This is a genomic window from Hymenobacter gummosus, assembly GCF_003970915.1.
Classification (GTDB): domain Bacteria; phylum Bacteroidota; class Bacteroidia; order Cytophagales; family Hymenobacteraceae; genus Solirubrum; species Solirubrum gummosum.
The window spans coordinates 139,954-159,777 of record NZ_RXOF01000009.1 but is presented as its reverse complement, the minus strand read 5'-3'; the positions used below and the strand labels follow the sequence as shown (position 1 = coordinate 159,777).

General features: G+C 61.0%; 18 protein-coding genes. 5 read left to right on the top strand and 13 right to left on the bottom strand.

The features are described from left to right. Positions 1-83 precede the first annotated feature (83 nt). The 8 genes from EJV47_RS16240 to EJV47_RS16210 all read right to left on the bottom strand — a co-directional run bounded on the left by EJV47_RS16240 (position 84) and on the right by EJV47_RS16210 (position 8,187). Entirely contained in the window at positions 84-392 is a 309-nt protein-coding gene (locus EJV47_RS16240) for a hypothetical protein (protein ID WP_126694224.1), read from the bottom strand. Positions 393-495: 103 nt separating this feature from the next. Further along, a complete protein-coding gene (locus EJV47_RS16235) occupies positions 496-861 on the bottom strand; it encodes a hypothetical protein (RefSeq protein WP_126694223.1) in 366 nt (121 codons plus the stop codon). Positions 862-921: 60 nt separating this feature from the next. Then, entirely contained in the window at positions 922-1,065 is a 144-nt protein-coding gene (locus EJV47_RS28090; RefSeq protein ID WP_165903788.1) for a hypothetical protein, read from the bottom strand. A 7-nt stretch (positions 1,066-1,072) separates the two neighbouring features. Next, positions 1,073-1,363: a hypothetical protein gene (locus tag EJV47_RS16230; RefSeq protein WP_126694222.1), complete on the bottom strand. Its 291-nt coding sequence runs from the start codon at positions 1,361-1,363 to the stop codon at positions 1,073-1,075. Positions 1,364-1,438: 75 nt separating this feature from the next. Next, the gene (locus tag EJV47_RS16225) at positions 1,439-2,497 is read right to left on the bottom strand and encodes an SIR2 family protein (protein ID WP_126694221.1); all 1,059 of its coding nucleotides are present in this window, start codon (positions 2,495-2,497) and stop codon (positions 1,439-1,441) included. 87 nt (positions 2,498-2,584) lie between these two features. Beyond that, positions 2,585-4,954: a ribonucleoside-diphosphate reductase subunit alpha gene (locus tag EJV47_RS16220; RefSeq protein WP_126694220.1), complete on the bottom strand. Its 2,370-nt coding sequence runs from the start codon at positions 4,952-4,954 to the stop codon at positions 2,585-2,587. A gap of 372 nt (positions 4,955-5,326) precedes the next feature. Next, positions 5,327-6,241 carry a hypothetical protein gene (locus EJV47_RS16215; protein WP_126694219.1) on the bottom strand — a complete coding sequence of 305 codons (915 nt, stop codon included), beginning with the start codon at positions 6,239-6,241 and terminating at the stop codon, positions 5,327-5,329. 233 nt (positions 6,242-6,474) lie between these two features. Further along, positions 6,475-8,187, bottom strand: coding sequence for a CotH family protein (locus tag EJV47_RS16210; RefSeq protein WP_126694218.1), 1,713 nt, complete (start codon positions 8,185-8,187; stop codon positions 6,475-6,477). A gap of 484 nt (positions 8,188-8,671) precedes the next feature. Here EJV47_RS16210 and EJV47_RS16205 point away from each other — a divergent pair, with 484 nt between their 5' ends. Next, positions 8,672-9,802, top strand: coding sequence for a metallophosphoesterase (locus EJV47_RS16205; protein ID WP_126694217.1), 1,131 nt, complete (start codon positions 8,672-8,674; stop codon positions 9,800-9,802). A gap of 31 nt (positions 9,803-9,833) precedes the next feature. Here EJV47_RS16205 and EJV47_RS16200 read toward each other — a convergent pair whose 3' ends face one another. Then, entirely contained in the window at positions 9,834-10,046 is a 213-nt protein-coding gene (locus tag EJV47_RS16200; RefSeq protein ID WP_126694216.1) for a hypothetical protein, read from the bottom strand. Positions 10,047-10,189: 143 nt separating this feature from the next. Continuing rightward, positions 10,190-11,152 carry a ribonucleoside-diphosphate reductase small subunit gene (locus EJV47_RS16195; RefSeq protein WP_126694215.1) on the bottom strand — a complete coding sequence of 321 codons (963 nt, stop codon included), beginning with the start codon at positions 11,150-11,152 and terminating at the stop codon, positions 10,190-10,192. Positions 11,153-11,634: 482 nt separating this feature from the next. Between EJV47_RS16195 and rplU the strand changes: the two genes are divergently transcribed. Next, on the top strand, positions 11,635-11,943 hold the full coding sequence (rplU, locus tag EJV47_RS16190) for a 50S ribosomal protein L21 (RefSeq protein WP_111480453.1): 309 nt from the start codon (positions 11,635-11,637) through the stop codon (positions 11,941-11,943). 108 nt (positions 11,944-12,051) lie between these two features. Beyond that, on the top strand, positions 12,052-12,330 hold the full coding sequence (gene rpmA, locus EJV47_RS16185) for a 50S ribosomal protein L27 (RefSeq protein WP_126694214.1): 279 nt from the start codon (positions 12,052-12,054) through the stop codon (positions 12,328-12,330). Between the two features lie 186 nt (positions 12,331-12,516). On the opposite strand, the gene EJV47_RS16180 is transcribed toward rpmA, so the two are convergent. The 3 genes from EJV47_RS16180 to EJV47_RS16170 form a co-directional block, all read right to left on the bottom strand. Continuing rightward, positions 12,517-13,917 (bottom strand): sensor histidine kinase, encoded by a 1,401-nt coding sequence (locus EJV47_RS16180; RefSeq protein ID WP_126694213.1) that lies wholly within the window; start codon positions 13,915-13,917, stop codon positions 12,517-12,519. Between the two features lie 99 nt (positions 13,918-14,016). Beyond that, positions 14,017-15,816 (bottom strand): tail fiber domain-containing protein, encoded by a 1,800-nt coding sequence (locus EJV47_RS16175; protein WP_165903787.1) that lies wholly within the window; start codon positions 15,814-15,816, stop codon positions 14,017-14,019. Positions 15,817-16,012: 196 nt separating this feature from the next. Continuing rightward, the gene (locus EJV47_RS16170) at positions 16,013-16,471 is read right to left on the bottom strand and encodes a DUF2846 domain-containing protein (protein WP_165903786.1); all 459 of its coding nucleotides are present in this window, start codon (positions 16,469-16,471) and stop codon (positions 16,013-16,015) included. A gap of 165 nt (positions 16,472-16,636) precedes the next feature. On the opposite strand from EJV47_RS16170, the gene radA reads away from it, so the two are divergent. Both radA and EJV47_RS16160 read left to right on the top strand, forming a co-directional pair. Then, positions 16,637-18,022 carry a DNA repair protein RadA gene (radA, locus tag EJV47_RS16165; protein ID WP_126694210.1) on the top strand — a complete coding sequence of 462 codons (1,386 nt, stop codon included), beginning with the start codon at positions 16,637-16,639 and terminating at the stop codon, positions 18,020-18,022. Between the two features lie 205 nt (positions 18,023-18,227). Continuing rightward, on the top strand, positions 18,228-19,697 hold the full coding sequence (locus EJV47_RS16160; protein ID WP_126694209.1) for a TlpA family protein disulfide reductase: 1,470 nt from the start codon (positions 18,228-18,230) through the stop codon (positions 19,695-19,697). The last annotated feature ends 127 nt before the right edge of the window (positions 19,698-19,824 follow it).

The following is a 19,824-nucleotide window of genomic DNA, read 5'->3' as shown; positions in this document are numbered from 1 at the left end:
TAGGTCCTATTTGGGCGCTTGAAAACGAACACCGCCGCCCGCATAGCCAGTATCCGGGCAGCGGTGGTGTCTTGGGGCTACGTTCAGGGCTTCACAAATACGTAGGTTACTATTTCGGTGTGCAGCGTCACACTACCAGAGGTAGCACTGTTTTGCAGCACGAACCCTTCGCTATAGAGCTTCGCAAACAGGGTGTGCAACTGTTCAATATTTTCTTGCTCGTGCTTTGGAATGTTTGGCTTTTGCTGAATGGTTTCGGTCTTGCCAACCCCGCGGGTGACCATAATGGTGCCGACATACGGTTTTAGCTGCACCAACAGTACTCCGGGAGGGGCGCACATGGCTTCGGTACTCAGCAGCCAGAATAGGCTAAGAATCAGCAGGCGGTTCATCCGGTGTTTCAAAGGAAGGTGGAACTGCTAAAATAGTCCCGCCGCCCGGATGGCTAGTATCCGGGCGGCGGGGAGTGTCTTGGGGGACACTGGGGGCGGCTTGTTACCAAGAATACACTATTGCAAACTGACCTTCTGCCTTGGGCTCATTCGCATAGATGTCGTATGTCTCCATCGGCATCAAGGATAGCAGCACATCATTCTCGGCGTAAAGGTCAAACTCGTCTTCGTACTCACCCCGCGTAGCGCCACAGTTTGGGCAGGTGACATTTACCAACAGGGCATAGATTTTCACCTTCGGCAGCTGCGGCACCCCTATATCACTCCTGCCTCCATCCCATTCCAGCCTATCCCCTAGCTGGTAATCCAGTAACCACGTCATACCAAAATTGAATTGAAAGCTGCCTAAGCAGATGAAGTGACAAGCGGGACACAGAAGCGGCGCGTGCAGCGTATTGAACATGCCCATAGCAACTGACAATAAGAGTCACAAAAAAGCCCCAACCTCGCGGCAGGGGCTTACAAGTTATCAGGAACCGGTTTTAGCTCCTACTTGCCACTCCGCACCCGGTGGCAGCTTGCCAATCTTGCGCAGGTAGGCCAGAAACTCCTGCTTCGAGAGCGGCCCACTGATGCGCTTGGCTTCCACGGCTTCTACTGGCTCGCCGGTCATGCTGAAATCACTCGGCCGCGGCGAGGAATTGGCGGATGATGACGTCTCGGATGCTTTCATAACTAGGCAGGTTTACGTTTTCAACGACGATGCGGTCGGCTGCTAAAATGAAAGTAACGGAAAGAAATTTTCGTTCGCTCGTGTAGCCAACCACTTCATACTCATGCGCCGACTTCAGGTAAAGCTCCGTTCGTGTCGGTAGCCCGAGTAGTTCTTCTATCTCGTGCATTTGGATGCACACGCTGTGGCACCAGTTCCAGTTGACTTTGCCGAAGTCGGTTTCGTAGGAATCGAACATTGCTAGTGAGGATTGAGAAACTGTAGTTATACTACCATAAAGTTATGCTAAACAAGAACAGTTGTTAAATATATTTTAAGAAAGTACCTTGATTAGAAAATCAATCAAATCAACCTCGCTTGTAATACTTTGAGTGCTTTCCTCTTCGATTTTACATCTCACGAATGACTTTATCTGGTCTTTTATTTCCTTTGGATTCCTAGAGCATACTACAATTGTGGCCTCTGACCTTATACTATCCCTTAGTAACTCTTTTATATGCGGTTCGTTCCTCATTGAATTTCCAAGTATGATAAACTTGTCACATGTTGACAAATCACGGCGCAATTTTTCAAAATATGTGTTAAGCACATCGTCACCTCTGACAAGATTGCCTTTATGTTCGGGTCTATTAAATACCATCACCGGATTATTGTTTTGAGTGTTGCCAAGGATTTTGCACGTCATGCCAAAATTCTTAGCGAATTTGTATGAACCATGTAAATGTAGAAACTTAATTTTTTGATTTTCAAGACGCGTTCTGTCAAGTGCAAGACGTACAGGGTTTTCAGAAATTTTTCTTATAAAACCATCTTCCCCTAAGAAGCCAGACACACCTTCTCTTCTTTCTTTTGCAAATACTGTTTCTAGTATACCATCGTAGTTTGTAGTATATAAATTAAATAGGCATTGTGGATTACTCTTTATAAATGATTCAATTTCATACGGTATAATCTTAAAATACTGTTTTATGTGTTTATATTCCTCTATGTTCTCGTGTCGTCTGAAATCTTGGGCTATTTCAATGACTTTCTGAACTAGGAATTTGTCAAATAGAGTACCCAGGAGTTTTTGTATCTGACTAATATCTACATTCTCAACTAGGCCTTCTAAACATGACAAGAAGTTAATTACACACTGAACAAGCCCTATCAACTCTTCTTCATTCAAACCCTTAGCTTCTTTCTTCAACTCTGCAAATGCTTCATCAAAACGCTCCCAGAGACGAGTAAGAAATTCAATGTTATTGATACAAGCGTCCTTTGCATCGACGACCCGCTTTGATAAACCAGTTCCGTCATGACTCTTAATAATATTTGCTACCAAATAATTAAATCCATTTCCCACAAGAAAAACTCGTTTGACAGTTTGCATCGTCTTGGTCTTTATTTTTTATGTATAAAGGCCCGCTTATCCAATAGATAAACGGGCCTTAATTATACCAAGGTATTTGAAATTATCCTACGCGCTACAGGCTTCGCAGGCGTCGGGATTATCCAGGGAGCAGGCCATTGCGGCGGCCTGGTCATACACGGGTTCCAGCGTTTCGGCGGCTTGCTTCTGCACGGTGAACTTGATGGCGTCGGCGGCGGCTTTGGTGCGCAGGTAGTACATGCCGGTTTTCAGGCCCTTTTTCCAGGCGTGGAAGTGCATGGAGGTGAGCTTGCCGAAGTTGGGGTTCTGCACGTGCAGGTTCAGGCTCTGGCTCTGGCAGATGTAAGCCCCGCGGTCAGCGGCCATGTCGATGATGGTACGCTGCGAAATTTCCCAAACCGTCTTGTACAGGTCCTTGATGTGCTGCGGGATGGCCGGAATGTCCTGCACCGAGCCGTTGCGGGCAATGATGTCCTGCTTCATCTGGTCGTTCCAGAGGCCCAGCTTCACCAGGTCCTTGAGCAGGTGCTTGTTCACCACCATAAACTCCCCGCTGAGCACGCGGCGCACGTAGATGTTGGAGGTGTAAGGCTCAAACGACTCGTTGTTGCCCAGAATCTGGGCGGTGCTGGCGGTGGGCATGGGGGCCACCAGCAGCGAGTTGCGTACGCCGTGCTCCATCACCTCGGCCCGCAGCGCAGCCCAGTCCCAGCGGCCCGATTCGGGGGTCACGCCCCACATATCGAACTGGAACTGGCCCTTGCTCATGGGCGAGCCGGGGAAGGTCTCGTAGTGCCCGTCGCGCTTGGCGAGGTCCTTGGAGGCCGTGACGGCGGCGAAGTAGATGGTTTCGAAGATGTCCTTGTTCAGGCCCTTGGCTTCCTCGCTCTCGAAGGGCATGCGCAGGGCAATGAAGGTATCGGCCAGACCCTGCACGCCCAGGCCGATGGGGCGGTGGCGCTTGTTGGAGCGCTCCGCTTCCGGCACGGGGTAGTAGTTGATGTCGATAACCTTGTTGAGGTTCTTGGTGGCGTGGTAGGTCACCTCGAACAGACGCTGGTGGTCGAAGAAGGGCTTACCGTCCTGCTCGGATACGTAGCGCGGCAAAGCCAGCGAAGCCAGGTTGCAGACGGCAATTTCGTCGGCATCCGTGTACTCCATGATTTCGGTGCACAGGTTCGACGACTTGATGGTGCCCAGGTTCTGCTGGTTGGATTTGCGGTTGGCCGCGTCCTTAAACAGCATGTAGGGCGTGCCCGTCTCGGTCTGGCTTTCCAGCACCGCAAACCACAGGTCCTGGGCCTTGATGGTCTTGCGGCCGCGGCCTTCGCGCTCGTACTTCTGGTACAGGCGCTCGAAGTCCTCGCCCCAGCTGGTGTCGAGGCCGGGGCACTCGTGGGGGCACATCAGCGTCCAGTCGGTGTTGGCTTCCACGCGTTTCATGAACAGGTCGTTCACCCACAGGGCGTAGAACAGGTCGCGGGCGCGCATTTCCTCCTTGCCGTGGTTCTTCTTCAGGTCCAGGAACTCGAAGATGTCGGCGTGCCAGGGCTCGATGTAGATGGCGAAGGCGCCCTTGCGCTTGCCGCCGCCCTGGTCCACGTAGCGGGCCGTGTCGTTGAACACCTTCAGCATCGGCACCAGCCCGTTGGAAGTGCCATTCGTGCCCTTGATGTAGCTACCGGTAGCGCGCACATTGTGCACGGCCAGGCCGATACCGCCCGCCGACTGCGAAATCAGCGCGCAGTTCTTGAGCGTGTCATAGATGCCCTCGATGCTGTCGTCTTTCATCGTCAGCAGGAAGCAGGAGCTGAGCTGCGGCTTGGGCGTGCCGGCGTTGAAGAGGGTAGGCGTAGCGTGGGTAAACCAGCGCTCCGACATCAGGTTGTAGGTCTCGATGGCCTGCTCGATGTCGTCCTTGTGAATGCCCACGGCCACGCGCATCAGCATGTGCTGGGGCCGCTCCACCACCTTGCCGTCGAGGCGCAGCAGGTAGCTACGCTCCAGCGTCTTGAAGCCGAAGTAGTCGTAGTTGTAGTCCCGGTCGTAGATGATGGCCGAGTCGAGCTGGGCGGCGTGCTTGTGCACCACTTCCCACACGTCGCGGGCTACCAGAGAGGCGTTGTCGCCGTTTTTGGGGTCCTCGTAGGTGTAGAGGCGCTTCATCGTCGAGGAGAAGGACTTCGACGTGACCTTGTGCAGGTTGCTCACCGCAATGCGGGCGGCGAGGATGGCGTAATCCGGGTGCTTGGTGGTGAGCGAGGCGGCGGTTTCGGCGGCCAGGTTGTCCAGCTCCACGGTCGTCACGCCGTCGTAAATCCCGTCGATGACCTTCTTGGCCACCTCAATGGGGGAGACGAAGAGCATGTTCAGCCCGTAGCAGAGCTTTTCGATGCGGGCCGTGACTTTATCGAACTTGACGGACTCGCGCCGACCGTCGCGTTTAATTACCAGCATAGGCGTGGGGCAAGGTTTGGAGAGGAAAGAATTGAAGGTGTGTGGGTTGTGCCGGCGCGGGCCTGGCAGACCAAGAACGGCTTCCGCCCCCTCGTTTCATACCAGGCCCGCGCCGTGAACTGTCCGAATATACTCGGCCGCGTTGTTTGCCTGAATCAGTTCGCGCCCGGAAAGTTTTCCACAATCGGTTCTGGCTACCCTACGGGCCGATTTGCCGGGTTTTTTCGCGGGTCGTTTTTGGTTGCCGCAGCGGGCAAAATCGGGTTGCTGATTTCGGCCGGTTTTGCTAAGCTGGTTGGGGCGCTGATGGTGATGATGATTCGCTGATTGCACTGATTCGTTCTGGCGGGCTGGCGTCCGCACAAACCAGCGCTAGCGTCCCCCCATCATCGACCTTAATGGGCGGACTGGCAACGCGCTGAGGCTGTCGAGCCCGGCCCAGGAACGCGGCACGCCCGGCGGGTTCCATTCCGGTTGCCAGCGCCAGTAGCCGGTGGCGTCGCTGCTGCGGCCGCAGGCGCAGTTTGCTTTGGCTCGCATACCCGGGAACAGGTGCTGATACAGCGCCGCCCGCCGCTCGATGCCCAGCCAGTAGAACGGGTCATTATGCCACAGCTCGCCCCGCATGAGAACGGTCAGCAGTGGATCGTGCAGGGGCGGGCGCCAGCCGTCTTCCTCAAAATTGGGGTAAGTGTGGTAGCGAAACCGCATGCCCAGCACCCGTTCGGTGACATAGCTGCGCGGCAGTACCCGTCGCATGGCGGCCGCGTAGGGCGCGGCGTTGTACCGTGGGTCGATGTGGACTCTGCTGACGGCCGCTTGGAACTGCTGGTACTGCCACTCAGCCCAGAGCTGGGCGGGCAGCAGCGCCAGGACACCCAGGCCAAACCAGAGGCGGGCGTACGGCAGCGCAGCCGTGCGCATCCGGTGCCACAACTGCACCCCGAAAAATACCGGCACCCACACCAGCAGCGGCAGAAATCCCAGCAGCAGCCCGACCAGATAGTACCGAGGTTCCAGCCCGATAAACCACGCGCAGTAGAGGCAGACAGTGAAGCTCAGACCTTGTAGCAGCATGGCTACGACCTGCACGGCGCGGGGTGCCCGCTGCAGCCAGGGCCAGGCGAGAAACGCAGCCGTACTCAGCCCCAACACCCAGGCTGCCCAGGTTACCGGCTGGCAGAAGCCCTGCACGAAATACTCGTTGGCCATGTAGGCGGCGCCGGCCAGCAGGATATTGAGGTAGGGTAGTAGCGGGCGTAGTCGTTGGAATAGTCGTTTTAGCATGCGCTGATAACGTCTGTTGCCCGTGTTTGGTGTAAGTAACACTCAGCCGCGTAGCGGCGTCACGTCAATAGCTTACGTCCCACAAGAATGCCCCGAGCTCCGGAGGAGCGGCACCTTACCTGCGCGGTTTGAAGTGCCGCTCCTCCGGAGCTCAGGACGTTCTTGCTCTTGACGTGCTATTGACGTGACGCCGCTACGCGGCTGGGTGGCGGCCGGCAAGCTGCGGAAAGCAGCTACTCCACCACCAGCTTCTGCGTAGCCGTGGCGGTGGGCGTCTGCACCGTCACCACGTACAGCCCGGCGCGCAGCGCCCCGATGTTGACCTGGTTCTGCGGGCCTTTCAGGGCGGTTTGCAGCACCACGCGGCCGTTCAAATCCCGGATGCTCAGCTCGTAGGCGGGGGCGGTGCACTCCACCCGCAGCACCTCCGTGGCGGGGTTGGGGTAGAGCTTAAGCAGGCCGGGCGTCTGGCGCACGGCGGCCGTGATGCAGGCCTGCCCGAACTCCCCGTCGAGGTAGCCGAGGCGCTGGCGCACCCAGGCGGCGGTGGAAGCCAGGTCGGCCGAATCGGCCCGGAAGGCGCTCCACACCAGCTGCTCGCGGGCGTACACGTTGTTGCCCTGCAGGTAGTCGTAGTTTGCCCGGAACTTGGCCATGATGTGGGCCTCCGTCAGCACGGTGGCGCGCAGGGCGGCCCAGCGGGTGCGCAGGGTTTCGCGGAAGCCGCCGGGCGAGCAGTCCCGCTCCAGCCGGTCGTAGAAGCCGTTGGAGAGAATGTCGTTGACGGAGCCGGTGTAGCCGCCCGACCAGTCGGTGCCGAACACGCCGTCGAGGTCCCAGGGCACGTAGTAGTACGGCTCGCCCTGCTTGTACTTGGCGATGTAGAGGTTTTTGCCGGTGTTGTCGAGGGCGCGAGTCAGGTTCAGAAACAGGTAGTAGTCGACCGCGTTGCCGAGGTGGAATTTCTGCTTGTAGCTGCTGTAGAAGTCGGCGTCGGAGCTGCTGACGACGAAGGAGCAGAAGTTGCTGAGGTAGGTCCAGTCGATGCGCTCCTCGGGGTGCTTGTACTCGAAGCCGCCCCAGGTATCGAAGCGGTTATCGAAGGGCGGCACGGCGGAGAAGGTGGTGGCCCCGCCCACCCAGTCGGCGCCCTTGTACAGCTCCCCGGTGATGGTGTTGTTAGCGTACTTCTTCAGCTTGAGCTGCTTGCGGTCAACCCGCTCACTGAGGGCGTACACGCCGCGGTACTCGTCGTTGACGAACACCTCCACGTACTCGGCGGCAATGCCGTTTTTGGCCTCGGGCTCCTGGGCCTGGTAGTAAATCTGGTGTATTTCCAGCCATAGGGCGTTGGCCACCTTGCTGCGCAGGCGCAGGGGCTCGTTGTACATGGCCTGCAGGTTGTACTTGTTGTCGGTGCGCATGCCCAGCAGGGCCACGTCGCGGGAGGCCGCGCCGGTGGTATCGTCCCAGAACGACAGCTCAAACGACTTCTTCGGGTAGGCCTGCGAGGAGGCGCCGCGGTACTCCACGCCGGCGTTGGCGCGCACCGTGGCGCCCGAGGGCTGCACCAGCGCAAAACGGGCGTACACGCTGGGCGTATCCGCAATCTGGTGGCGGGTGTCGAGGTGGATGATGGGCAGCGCGGTGAAGTACAGCTGGTAGGTGGTGCCGCCCGCCGCTACGTGGTAGGCCGAATCGGTGCGGAAAGTGCGCACCGGCTGCACAAACTCGTAGACCTGGTCCAGGGCCAGAAACTGCCGGTTTTCGGTGCTGCCCGCGTTGAGGGCGGCCAGGCTCTGGTTGACCAGGATGAGCCGGTGGGCCGCATCGCGGTGGTAGAGCGGAGCGGCTACGCGCAGGGTGTCGCCGGCGCGGGCGCCCAGGGCGGGCAGCAGCACGAGCAATGCCAGCAATTGTAATCGGAGGGTAATTGTGTTTTTCATGCGGGGGGTAGGGTAAAATGCGTAGGTATCTACCGGGGCTGATTCCGATGACGGGCAAGACGTTGTAAGGCCGCAGCGTTTTTTTCTCTGGGGGCTGAAATCCAGCGTATTTATTTGCGCAGGCGCCGAAAATTCAGGCGCGGCCGCGGCTAATTCAAGTAAGTCTGGACGAAGGAGGCATTTTCATCGACCACCGCCGCCCTGGCAGTTATTAGTCAGCCACAAAAACGAGGGCTCCAGCCAGAAAAACAGGCTATTGGGATGATTCCGGGGGCATCTGTTTTCGGTCATCACGACCTTGGTTGGGCCAGCGTATTCGCCGAGAATTTGTGGAAATAATAAACCCCGGGAGCGGAAAAAAATCCAGCTGTAAATTGAATAGCCTTCGTAAAAAGGGCTGCGAATTACGGGTGAAAAGAATAATGCTGCACGGCGCGCCGCAATATTCTTGCTTCCGTCCAGCTCTTTTCTAGGTTCGAGTAAAATGCCGCACTTTTTCCCCTCCCTCCGCACTGCTTTCTTCGGCCTGCTTGCGGGCTTCAGCCTGCTCACGCTGCCGGCCCAGGCCCAGCGCTTCGCCGCCATCGGCGACTATGGCTACGCCGGCCCGGCCGAGCGCGACGTGGCCGCGCTGGTCAAAAGCTGGAATCCGGATTTTATCATTACCCTGGGCGACAACAACTACGACGTGGGCGACTCGCTCACCATCGACCAGAACATCGGGCAGTATTACCACGAGTACATCGGCAACTACCGCGGCCGCTACGGGCCCAGCGCCAGCACCAACCGCTTTTTCCCCTCGCTCGGCAACCACGACTACTACACCAGCAACGGGGAACCGTACCGCCGCTATTTCACCTTGCCCGGCAACGGCCGCTACTACGAGTTTGTGCGGGGCAACGTGCACTTCTTCGCCCTCAACAGCGACCCGCAAGAGCCCGACGGCATCGGCAGCACTTCGCGCCAGGCCCAGTGGCTGCGGGCCGCCCTGGCCGCCGCGCCCGAGCCCTGGAAGGTGGTGTACTTCCACCACGCGCCCTACTCCTCGGGCTACCACGGCAACACCCCGGCCCTGCAGTGGCCCTTCCGGGAGTGGGGCGCCTCCGTGGTGCTGGCCGGCCACGACCACCACTACGAGCGGCTGGAGCAGGATAGTCTGGTTTACATCGTCAACGGCCTGGGTGGGCGCAGCATCTACAACGTGCGCATGCAGCCCGTGCCCCAGAGCCGCTTCAGCTTCAACGGCGACTACGGGGCCCTGCTGTTGCAGGCCAACGCCGACAGCCTGCACCTGCAGTTCTTCACCCGCCGCCAGCGCCTCATCGACAGCTACACGCTGCGCCGCGCCCCCAGCCCCACGGCCCGGCTGTTCCCGGTGGTCCCGAACCCCTTCGACGCCGAAGCCACCGTGGAGTTCTTCCTGCCCGCCCCCACCGACGCGCGCCTGCGGGTGCTCAACGGCCTGGGCCAGGAGGTAGCCGTGCTGCACCAGGGCCCGACCGGGGCCGGCTGGCACCGGCTTGGCTGGGCCCGCAACGGCCTGCGCCCCGGGGTGTATTACGTGCAGCTCGTCAGCGGCGGCACGACGCAGGTGGTGCGGGTAGTAGCGCTGTAGGCGCAGTGGGGTGAGCCGTCAGGAACTCCGCTTACCCGCGGCGGCTCAGCCACAGCAAGCCCAGCAGGGCCACGGCCCCCACGCCGGCCGCCAGCGCGGCCACCGTCACGCTGCGGCCGTAGTTGAGGCAGCTGCAGGTGGTAAATGCCTGTTGCCCATTCAGCCGCAACGGGCGGCGGCAGGCCAGGCAGGGGTTGTGAATGTATTCGGGATGGGCAACCGGGACGGTAGGTGGCGTAATCATAAAAGCAACGGCTAAGGAGGCAGGACGGTCCGATTTGCCTGTACTGCCGAGCCTGCCGCCGGGTTTAAGTCGCCGGGAGTGGTCACGAAAAAGCCCGCGGCTAGTCGGCCGCGGGCTTCGCGTATTTGGGGGTCGGAGCCGGCTTAGAAATCCTCGTCGAGCGAGAAGACGTTCTGCTCCCGGTCGCTCATCACGCCGGCTTTCTGGTACTCGGCCACGCGCTTCTCGAAGAAGTTCGTCTTGCCCTGCAGCGAAATCATTTCCATGAAGTCGAAGGGGTTCGTGGAGTTGTAGATTTTCGCGTAGCCCAGGGACACCAGCAGGCGGTCGGCCACAAACTCGATGTACTGCGACATGGCCTGGGCATTCATGCCGATCAGGTTCACGGGCAGCGCGTCGGTCACAAACTCCTGCTCGATGCTCACCGCGTCGCGGATGATTTCGTGCACGCGCTCCTGGGGCAGCTTGTTCTGCAGGTATTTCTCGTAGAGCAGGCAGGCGAAGTCGCAGTGCAGGCCTTCGTCGCGCGAAATCAGCTCGTTCGAGAAGGTCAGGCCCGGCATCAGGCCCCGCTTTTTCAGCCAGAAGATGGAGCAGAACGAGCCGGAGAAGAAGATGCCCTCCACGGCGGCAAAGGCAATCAGGCGCTCGGTGAAGTTTTCGGAGTTGATCCACTTCAGGGCCCAGTTGCCCTTCTTGGTCACGGCCGGCACGGTTTCCAGCGCATTGAAGAGGTAATCCTTCTGCTTCGGGTCCTTGACGTAGGTGTCAATCAGCAGGGAATAGGTTTCCGAGTGGATGTTTTCCATCATCACCTGGAAGCCGTAGAAGCAGCGCGCCTCGGGCATCTGCACTTCCTGCATGAAGTTCACCGCGAGGTTCTCGTTCACGATGCCGTCGGAGGCGGCAAAGAAGGCCAGCACGTGCTGGATGAAATGCCGCTCGTTGTCGTTCAGGCTTTCCCAGTCTTTCTGGTCCTGCGAGAGGTCAATTTCCTCGGCCGTCCAAAAGGAAGCTTCGGCTTTCTTGTACATCTGCCACACGTCGTCGTGCTGGATCGGGAAGAGCACGAAGCGGTTGGGGTTTTCAACTAAGAGCGGTTCCATAGGCTGGCAACAGGGATGAAACGGTCGGGTAAAAAGGCGGGGCGCCACGCGGCAACTGAGGAAGCCAACCGCGGCCGGCGGCAATTGTTCGGCGCGGTGCCCGGGCCGCCGCAAGTGGCTGGCTCCGGCCGACAGAAGACCAAAGATAGCCCGACCAGCCCAAGCCGCCCGGCGGTTGGCCGCTTTTTTCTCTGTTAATTTTTCGCTAAGCGGCCGGCCGCTGGTCCGGCGCCGGTTTCCCGGCAAAACCCAACGATTCTGCGAAAAACCCAGCTTTGCGCAAAAGTTTTCCACATTTGCGCTGTTGACAATTCAAGTTGTCCACAAAAATACTATTCGCATACCAGCGTAGCGCGTTCCTGCTTGGGGTGACCGGGCAGGAAAAACCGGGCGAGTACAAGAGGATTAGCGCGTTAGGTTTGGTAATGTGAAACCGACCTCGTACTTTTGCCTTCCATTTTCAGAAAACCCGCGGAGAACCGATGTACGCAATCGTAGACATAGCCGGCAAGCAGACGAAAGTCGAAGCCAATAAATTTGTGTACGCCCACAAACTGGCCGGCAACGTCGGCGACGAAGTAGAACTGGGCAATGTACTGCTGACCGACAACAACGGCACCCTGAGCGTGGGCGCCCCCTTCCTGTCGGACATTAAAGTGAAAGGCACCATCCTCGGCCACGTACGCGGCGACAAGGTGATTGTCTTCAAGAAGAAGCGTCGTAAGGGCTACAAGAAGCTCAACACGCACCGCCAGGACTACACCAAAGTAATGATCAACAGCATCGGCTAAGGCCGGAACTCAATTAAAAATTGAGAATTAAAAATTAAAAATGGCCGTTGGGGCTTCCCGTAGCCAGATTTTTAATTCTTCATTTTTAATTTTTAATTGTAAAACACCATGGCACACAAGAAAGGCGTAGGTAGCTCCAACAACGGCCGCGAATCGCATAGCAAGCGTCTCGGCGTGAAACTTTACGGTGGCCAGCTGGCCATTGCCGGCAACGTAATCGTGCGTCAGCGCGGCACCAAGCACCACCCCGGCCAGAACGTGGGTATCGGCAAAGACCACACCCTGTTCGCGCTGGTTGACGGCACGGTTCAGTTCCGCAAAGGCCGCAAAGACCGTTCGTTCGTGACGGTGGTACCGGCTGCCGCTGCTGAAGAAGCTGCTGCTTAAGTAACCGCTGCTCCTTGAGCACCGAAAAAGCCCGCCTTCCCGGCGGGCTTTTTTTGTTGGTTGTACCGCCGTTCACTCGATAGTAATCCTCTCGCTGGACGAGAGGAATTACTTGTGGAAGTCAGCACACGAGATGTCTCGCGGGGCTCGATATGACGGTCTTTCGTTGCCGTGAGAAAGGGCAGCCTACTCCGTTTCCATCGGCAGCCAGATGCAGAACTCGGTGCGGCCGGGGCGGGAGCTGACGTTGATGCGGCCCCCGTGGCTGAGGACGATGCGGCGGGCAATATCGAGGCCCATGCCGGTGCCTTCGCCCATGGGCTTGGTGGTGAAGAAGGGCTCGAAGATGTGGGGCAGCACCTCGGCCGGAATGCCGGGGCCGTCGTCCTCGATGCAGACCTGGGCAAACTCCCCGCTGCGGCGGGTGCGCAGGGTGATGGTGCCCTCGGCGGGCAGGGCGTCGATGGCGTTGTCGAGCAGGTTGGTCCAAATCTGGTTCAGGGCGCCGGGCTGGCCCATGATGCTGAGCAGGCCGGGAGCGTAGTCGCGCACGATGTGGATGCGGTGCTGGCGCAGCGGGTAGCTGAGCAGGGCCAAGGTGCTATCGAGGCCGCCGTGGATATCGGTGGGCACGAAACCGCCGGCGCGGTCCATGTGGGAGTAGTCCTTCACGTTGCGGACCAGCTCCGAAATGCGCCGGGAAGCCTCCTGAATGTCGTGCACCAGCTGGCGGCTGGTGAGCTGGCCTTCGAGCCAGCGCAAGGCAATGGGGCGGGCGGCGGCGGGCAGTTCCTTCAGCACCGGGGCCAGCACGTCGGCATCGAGGCCGCCGCTGAGCAGGCCCACGGCCAGGCCGTGCACGTCGTCGAGGCCCTGGTCCATCAGCCAGTCTTCCAGCTCCTCCTCGCAGTCGGCTTTTTCGAGGGCCGAGAGCGAGGCGCCGGGCAGCATAGAGTGGCTGGCCAGCATGAAGATGCCCGGCAGTTGCTCGGCCGATACGCCGGCGGCAAGCAGCTCCTGCAGCAGCATGGGCTCGGCCCCGTTGCGGGCCGCCAGCGCCGCCGCCGAGCGGCTGATGGCGGCGGCGGGGTTGTTCAGCTCGTGGGCCAGGCCGGCGGAGAGCTTGCCCAGGGCGCGCAGCTTGTCGTCGCGCTCCTGGGTGCGGGCCTCCTCGCGCACCCGGTCGCTCATCAGGCCCACCAGGCGCTGCACCAGCTCGGGGCTGACGCGCTCCAGCTCCGGAAAATGGTCGCGGTGCAGCAGGAGCAGGGTCGCGTCCACCGTCACCACGGCCAGGGCCATAACCTGGCGCAGGCGGGAGTAGGGCAGCACGCCCGTTATCATCGGGGCTTCGAGGCGCAGAATAGGCTCCCGGTGGCCGTTCTGCTCGCGCCAGAGCTGAATGGCCCCGCGCAGCAGGATGAGCATGTATTCGGCCGGCTCGCCGGGGCGGAAAATCTCGTTGCCCACGGGCGCCTCGCGCGGCTCGCCGTGGGCCAGCAGCCAGTGCAGCACCTCGTCGGGCAAGCCATGCAGGGTGGGCACCACGGTGAGGTCTTCGGCGGTGAGCGTAGCGGTAGTGAGCATGGCAAGCGGGCTGGAAGGTCTACACGAAAGCAACCGCCCCGCGGCGGCGGGGTTTCGGCCCAAGGTAGCAGAATACAGCCGGAGGCCCGGCAGCGCGTCTTACTTTCCGCCGGCTCTGGCGCCCAGCAGGTTTTCCAGGGCCCGCAGCCGCTGCTCCAGGGCGACGGTGCCGGCGCTGGCCTGGGCCTGCTGCTGGCGCAGCTGGGCCTGCCCGGCGGCCACCTCGGCCCGCAGCTGCTCGATCTGCCGCTGCTGCTCCTTCAGGGCCTCCACCAGCACCGGCGTGAGCTGGGCGTAGTTGACGGCCTTGAGCCCGTCGGGGCCGGTGCTGACCAGCTCGGGGTACACCTGCTCCAGCTCCTGGGCCAGGAAACCCAGCTGCTCGCCCTGCGGCCCCTGCCCGGGCTTGAAGCGGTACCGCCGCCCCCGTAGGGCCTGCACCCCGGCCAGGGCACCGGCAAGGGGCCGCACGGCGGTTTTCAGGCGGGCGTCGGAGCTGGAGGCTACCACGCCGTTGAGGGTCAGGTTGCCGGTTACCGTTAGGCCGCCTTCCGAGTAGATGGCCACTTTGCGGTCGGCGGTGCTGGTGCCGGCGCCCACAATGTTCAGCGCGTCGGCCGTCAGGTTACCGTAGCCGATGGTGCCCGCGTCGGTTTGCTTGCCGGTGAGGCCGGCCCCAAATTCCAGGGTGTTGGCCGCGTTGATTTTCACGCTCCCGTCCACGTGCAGCTTGGCTTGCGGGGCCGCCAGCCCGACGCCCACGTTGCCCGCCGCGCTGATGTCGAGGGAACTGGTAGGCGCGCCGGGCCGGATGCGGAAGGGCAGGCGGGAGCCATTGGTCACGTCGCGCACAAAAAAGTTGGCCTCGTTACCGGCCAGGTCCCAGACCTGGGTGCCCCAGCCGCCGGCCCCGAGCTGGTCCAGGCGCAGGCCGGGCGTATTGCCGTTGGCCACGCGCAGGGTAAGCCCGCTGGCCGAGGCGCCGCCCTGTACGGTAACGCCCCCGCCAGCGTGCAGCTCTATTTTACGGTCATTATTGGTGGTGCCCGCCCCCACAATGTTCAGCGCGTCGGCCGTGAGGTTGCCGTAGCCGATGGTGCCCGCGGCGGCCTGCTTGTTCGCCACGCCCGCGCCGAATTCCAACGTGTTGGCGCCCAGGATTTTCACGTTGCCCTGCACGTCCAGCTTGGCCTGCGGGCTATTGGTGCCGATGCCCACGTTGCCGGTGGCGCTGATGTCGACGGAGCTGGTGGGCGCCCCGGGCCGGATGCGGAAGGGCAGGCGGAAGCCACCGGTCAGGTCGCGCACGAAGAAGTTGGCCTCGTTGGCCCCGATGTCCCAGGTTTGCGCCGTGAAGCCGCCGGTGTTGGTTTGCTCCATGCGGATGGCGGGGGTGTCGTCGCGCAGCAAGTGCAGCAGCAGCGCGGGAGCGGCCGTGCCCACGCCCAGCGTAGAGCCGCTGAGCGTGCCGGTGCTGCTCAGCGTGCCCGCAATGGTCGCGTTGCCGCCCACGCCCAAGGCCCCGGTAGTGGTCAGGGCGCCGGTGAAGTAGCCCGCCCCGGCGACGTGCAGCCGGTACAGCGGGTCGTTGAGGCCGATGCCGACGTTGCCGTTGTAGTTCCACGTCAGCACCGAGGCGCGGGCGCCGCCGCGGTTGATGCCCAGCACCCCGCCCGTGTAGCCGTAGAGCACCGGCCCGTCGATGTTCTGGCCCAGCCAGTTCTTGCTGCTGCTGGCCAAGCCGTACCAGCCCAGGCCGTGGTGGCCGTCGGAAGGGGCCCGCAGCAGGATTTCGTGGTCGTTGAAGCCGTAGTTCTGGGTAGCCTGGGCCCGGGCGCCACTGGCCGCCAACAGTCCAACAAGCAAAGACAGAAGAGCCGGGGAGGAGAAGTGTTTCATGCGAAGGGCAGGTAATAGCATTAAAAGTACACGACTCCGGCTGCCACCCGCAAGTATGTATGTCAACGACGCCCGGTGGGGTGGCAGTAGCGCGTCGGAGGTCGGGGCCGGCCTCGGCATACCCCGGTAAAGCCGCGGCCCGCCGGGTAGGGCGGGCCGCGGGTTCAGGGCAGCAACGGCGGACGGCGACGCGGGCCTACTTGCCGGAGGCCGGGGCGGCTTCCTGGCCGCAGTTGTCGGGCTTCAGCTCGGCGTTCTTCTTCTTGTAGGTCGACTCGGTGACTTCCGTAAACACCATTTTCACGGTCATCAGGCGGGTTTTCACGTCGCCCTGCACGTAGTACACCTTGCCGGGCTCCAGGGTCAGGTCGAACTTGTCCTGATCGGGCAGGTTCAGGCCGCCGGCTACGGAGGTGAAGGAGGTTTCGCCGGGCTTGAGCTTGACCACGAAGTAGCGCTTGTTGCTGAGGCGGCACAGCTCGGCGCCGTTGGCGCGCACGGTGAAGTTGGTGGCGGCCTGCGCCAGCATGGGCGGGCGGTAGAACACCACCGTGGCCATGTCGGGCGTGGGCGTGGGCACTACGCCCTGGGCGTAGCCAGTGCCGGCGGCCGCCAGCAGCAGGCCGGTGCCGAGAAGATGACGCAAGTAGTTCATGGGAGTTGAGAGAAGATTTCGGCCCAATATAGCGGGCCGCCTGCTTACCGAGGCGGGTCTGCCCTGCGGCGTCGGCGTCCCCGTTCGGAAGCCGGCAAAAAGCCCGTTCTTGCCAAACTTTTTAGCAGCCAGAAGCATTCTTTTCTTTTAGCTCCGACCAGCCCGATGGCCAAAATCAAGACTGTTTATTTCTGCCAGAACTGCGGCGCCCAGAGTGCCAAGTGGATTGGCCGCTGCCCCAGCTGCGGCGAGTGGAATACCTACGTGGAGGAAGTGGTGCAAAAGGCCGAAGTGACGCCCGCCACTGCCTGGAAAGCCTCTACCTCGGTGGGCACCAGCAGCAAGGCCGCCCGGCCCAAGCCCCTGGGCGAAATTCTCTACGAGGAAGAGTCGCGGCTGAACACCCACGACGGGGAGTTGAACCGCGTGCTGGGCGGCGGCCTGGTGCCCGGCTCGTTGGTGCTTATCGGCGGTGAGCCCGGCATCGGCAAGAGCACCCTGATGCTGCAGATTGCCATGCAGCTCAAGAATCTGCGCATCCTGTACGTGTCGGGGGAGGAGAGCGAGCAGCAGATCAAGATGCGGGCCGAGCGCATGGGCCAGCAGCACGGCGGGCTCTACATTCTCACCGAGACGAGCACCCAGAACATTTTCAAGCAGATCGACGCGCTGCAGCCCAACGTGGTCGTGGTCGACTCCATTCAGACGCTGCACAGCCAGCTGGTGGAGTCGGGCGCGGGCTCGGTGAGCCAGGTGCGCGAGTGCACCACCGAGCTGCTGAAATACGCCAAGGACACCGGCGTGCCGGTCTTGCTCATCGGCCACATCACCAAGGACGGCTCTATTGCCGGCCCCAAGATTCTGGAGCACATGGTGGACACGGTCTTGCAGTTTGAGGGCGACCGGCACCTCACCTACCGCATCCTGCGCACCATCAAGAACCGCTTCGGCTCCACCTCCGAGCTGGGCATCTACGAGATGCAGGGCTCGGGGCTGCGGCAGGTGTCGAACCCGTCGGAGATTCTGCTTTCGCAGCGCGACGAGCAGCTCAGCGGCGTGGCCATCGGCGCCACGCTGGAGGGCAACCGTCCGCTGCTGGTGGAAGTGCAGGCGCTGGTGACGCCCTCCACCTATGGCACGCCCCAGCGCAGCAGCACCGGCTTCGACGCCAAGCGCCTGCAGATGCTGCTGGCGGTGCTGGAGAAACGCTCGGGCCTGCGCCTGGGCCAGCACGACGTGTTCCTCAACATTGCCGGCGGCCTGCGCCTCGAAGACCCGGCCCTCGATGCGGCCGTGTGCGCGGCGGTCGTCAGCTCCCTGAACGACATTCCCATCCCCGGCGGCGTGTGCCTGGCGGCCGAAGTAGGCCTGAGCGGGGAAATCCGGGCGGTAAGCCGGCTCGACCAGCGTCTGTCGGAAGCCGAGAAGCTGGGCTTCCAGGAAATGTACATTTCGCAGTTTAACGGCCGCGGCCTGGACCTCGGGCGCTTTGGACTAAAGGTGCACCCGGTAGGACGGCTCGATGAAGTTTTGAGCGGACTATTTGGTTAGGGCCTTTTTTTCGGCGTCTCCCCCGAAAATGTGAGGCTGAGGATTGGACTTTGTATATCCAATCGTCTTATCTTCGGTTCAGCAATTGACTTTTCCCGTGAAACCCTTGGCGTCCTCATTATAGCCATCGGAGCACAACGGGGCGGCCCCGGCCGCGTATGAGAGTTGTTGTTTGCTTTGCCTCACCCAGATACCTAGCCGCCTGATGTCTTTCGCCTCCCGCTTTTCGGTTCTGAGCCTGTTGGCCGCCGCGCTGTGTGCGCCGCTGGCCGCCCGCGCCCAAAGCACCGTGGTGCTTACCGGCAAAATCAGCGGCAAAACGGCCGATTCCGTGGCCGTATCGGTGCGGGAGCACCCGCTCGACCCCAAAGAGCAGCTCACCTACGCGGTGGTCAACGACAAGGGGGAGTTTCGGCTGGCCTTGAAAGTGGACGGCCCCACCAAGGCCGACCTGGTGTACGCCGACGACGTGGCCGGCCTGTGGCTGGAGCCCGGCACCAACATGGAGGTGCGCTTCAAGGGCGAGGACTTGGCCACGTCGGTGAAGTTCAAGGGCAAGGGCGCCGAAGCCAATACCTACCTGGCCGATTTCGACGAGCATTTCGTGGAAAACGACGGCTTTCAGGTGCTGCCCGAGAACATCATGCTCTACGAGCCCGGCTTCCTGCACTTTCTGGAGTACCGGCAGAAGGAGGAGCAGAAGTTTATGAAGGACGTGCTGGAAGACCAGGCCGTGTCGCCGGCTTTCCGCAACTACATGAAAGCCGAGCTGGCCTACAGCTACGCCAACGACCGGCTCACCTTCCAGGATTTGCGCGAGCAGGTGGTAGCCACCGAGGGCCGGCTGAAGATGTCGGAAACTTACTACTCCTTCCTCAACGACGCGGCGCTGATCAACAACGAAACGGCCCTGCAGAACGAGAACTACCAGGAATTCCTGCTCAACTACGTGCACTACGCCGCCACCGCGGCCGGCCATAAGAAGGGCGACCCGGAGTTCTACCAGGTGTGCTACAACCTGGCCAAAGAAAAGCTCAGCGGCCCGGCCAAGGCCATCGTCATGGGCCGGGTGCTGCAGGAGTCGTTCCGCTTCGGACACGTGAAGCAGTCGGCGGCCATGCTGGAAGACTTCCGCGCCAGCGTCGACCAGAAAAACAAGTACTACCCCATCCTGAAGGCCGATTTCGACGCCCACAAGGACTTCGCCATCGGCTCGCCGGCCCCCGATTTCAAGCTGGTGTCGGCCCAGGGCGACACGGTTTCGCTGCAATCGTTCCGCGGCAAGCTGGTGTACCTGAACTTCTGGCGCACCACCAGCGGCCTGTCCCTGCGCGACTTGCCCTACGCCCAGGAGCTGGCCAAGAAGTTCAACAACCAGAACATTGCCTTCGTCAACATCGCGCTGGACGACAACGAGCCGGCCTGGAAGCAGCTGGTGGTGAGCAAGAAACTCAGCGGCACCCACCTGCGCGCCCCGGGTGGGCAGCGCGGCCCCCTGGCCCGGGCCTACATGCTGCAGGAAGTGCCCGCCTACTTCCTCATTGCCGAAGACGGCACCTTCCTGAATACCAAACCCAAGCGCCTGAGCAGCCGCGCCGCCGTCGACGAAATCAAGGAGTCGTTCGGCAAGGCCGCTACCTACACCAGCGTGCAGTCGACGCCGGGGAAAAACTAAATCACGGATTCGTGCGGATTTGACGGATTTGGCTTCGCCTTCCTTCGGTTCACGGATTTTAGCTCCGCTTGCCTTCGGTTGTAGACGATTATCGTCTGCAGTGGTGCCACGACTCCAACAGTCGTGG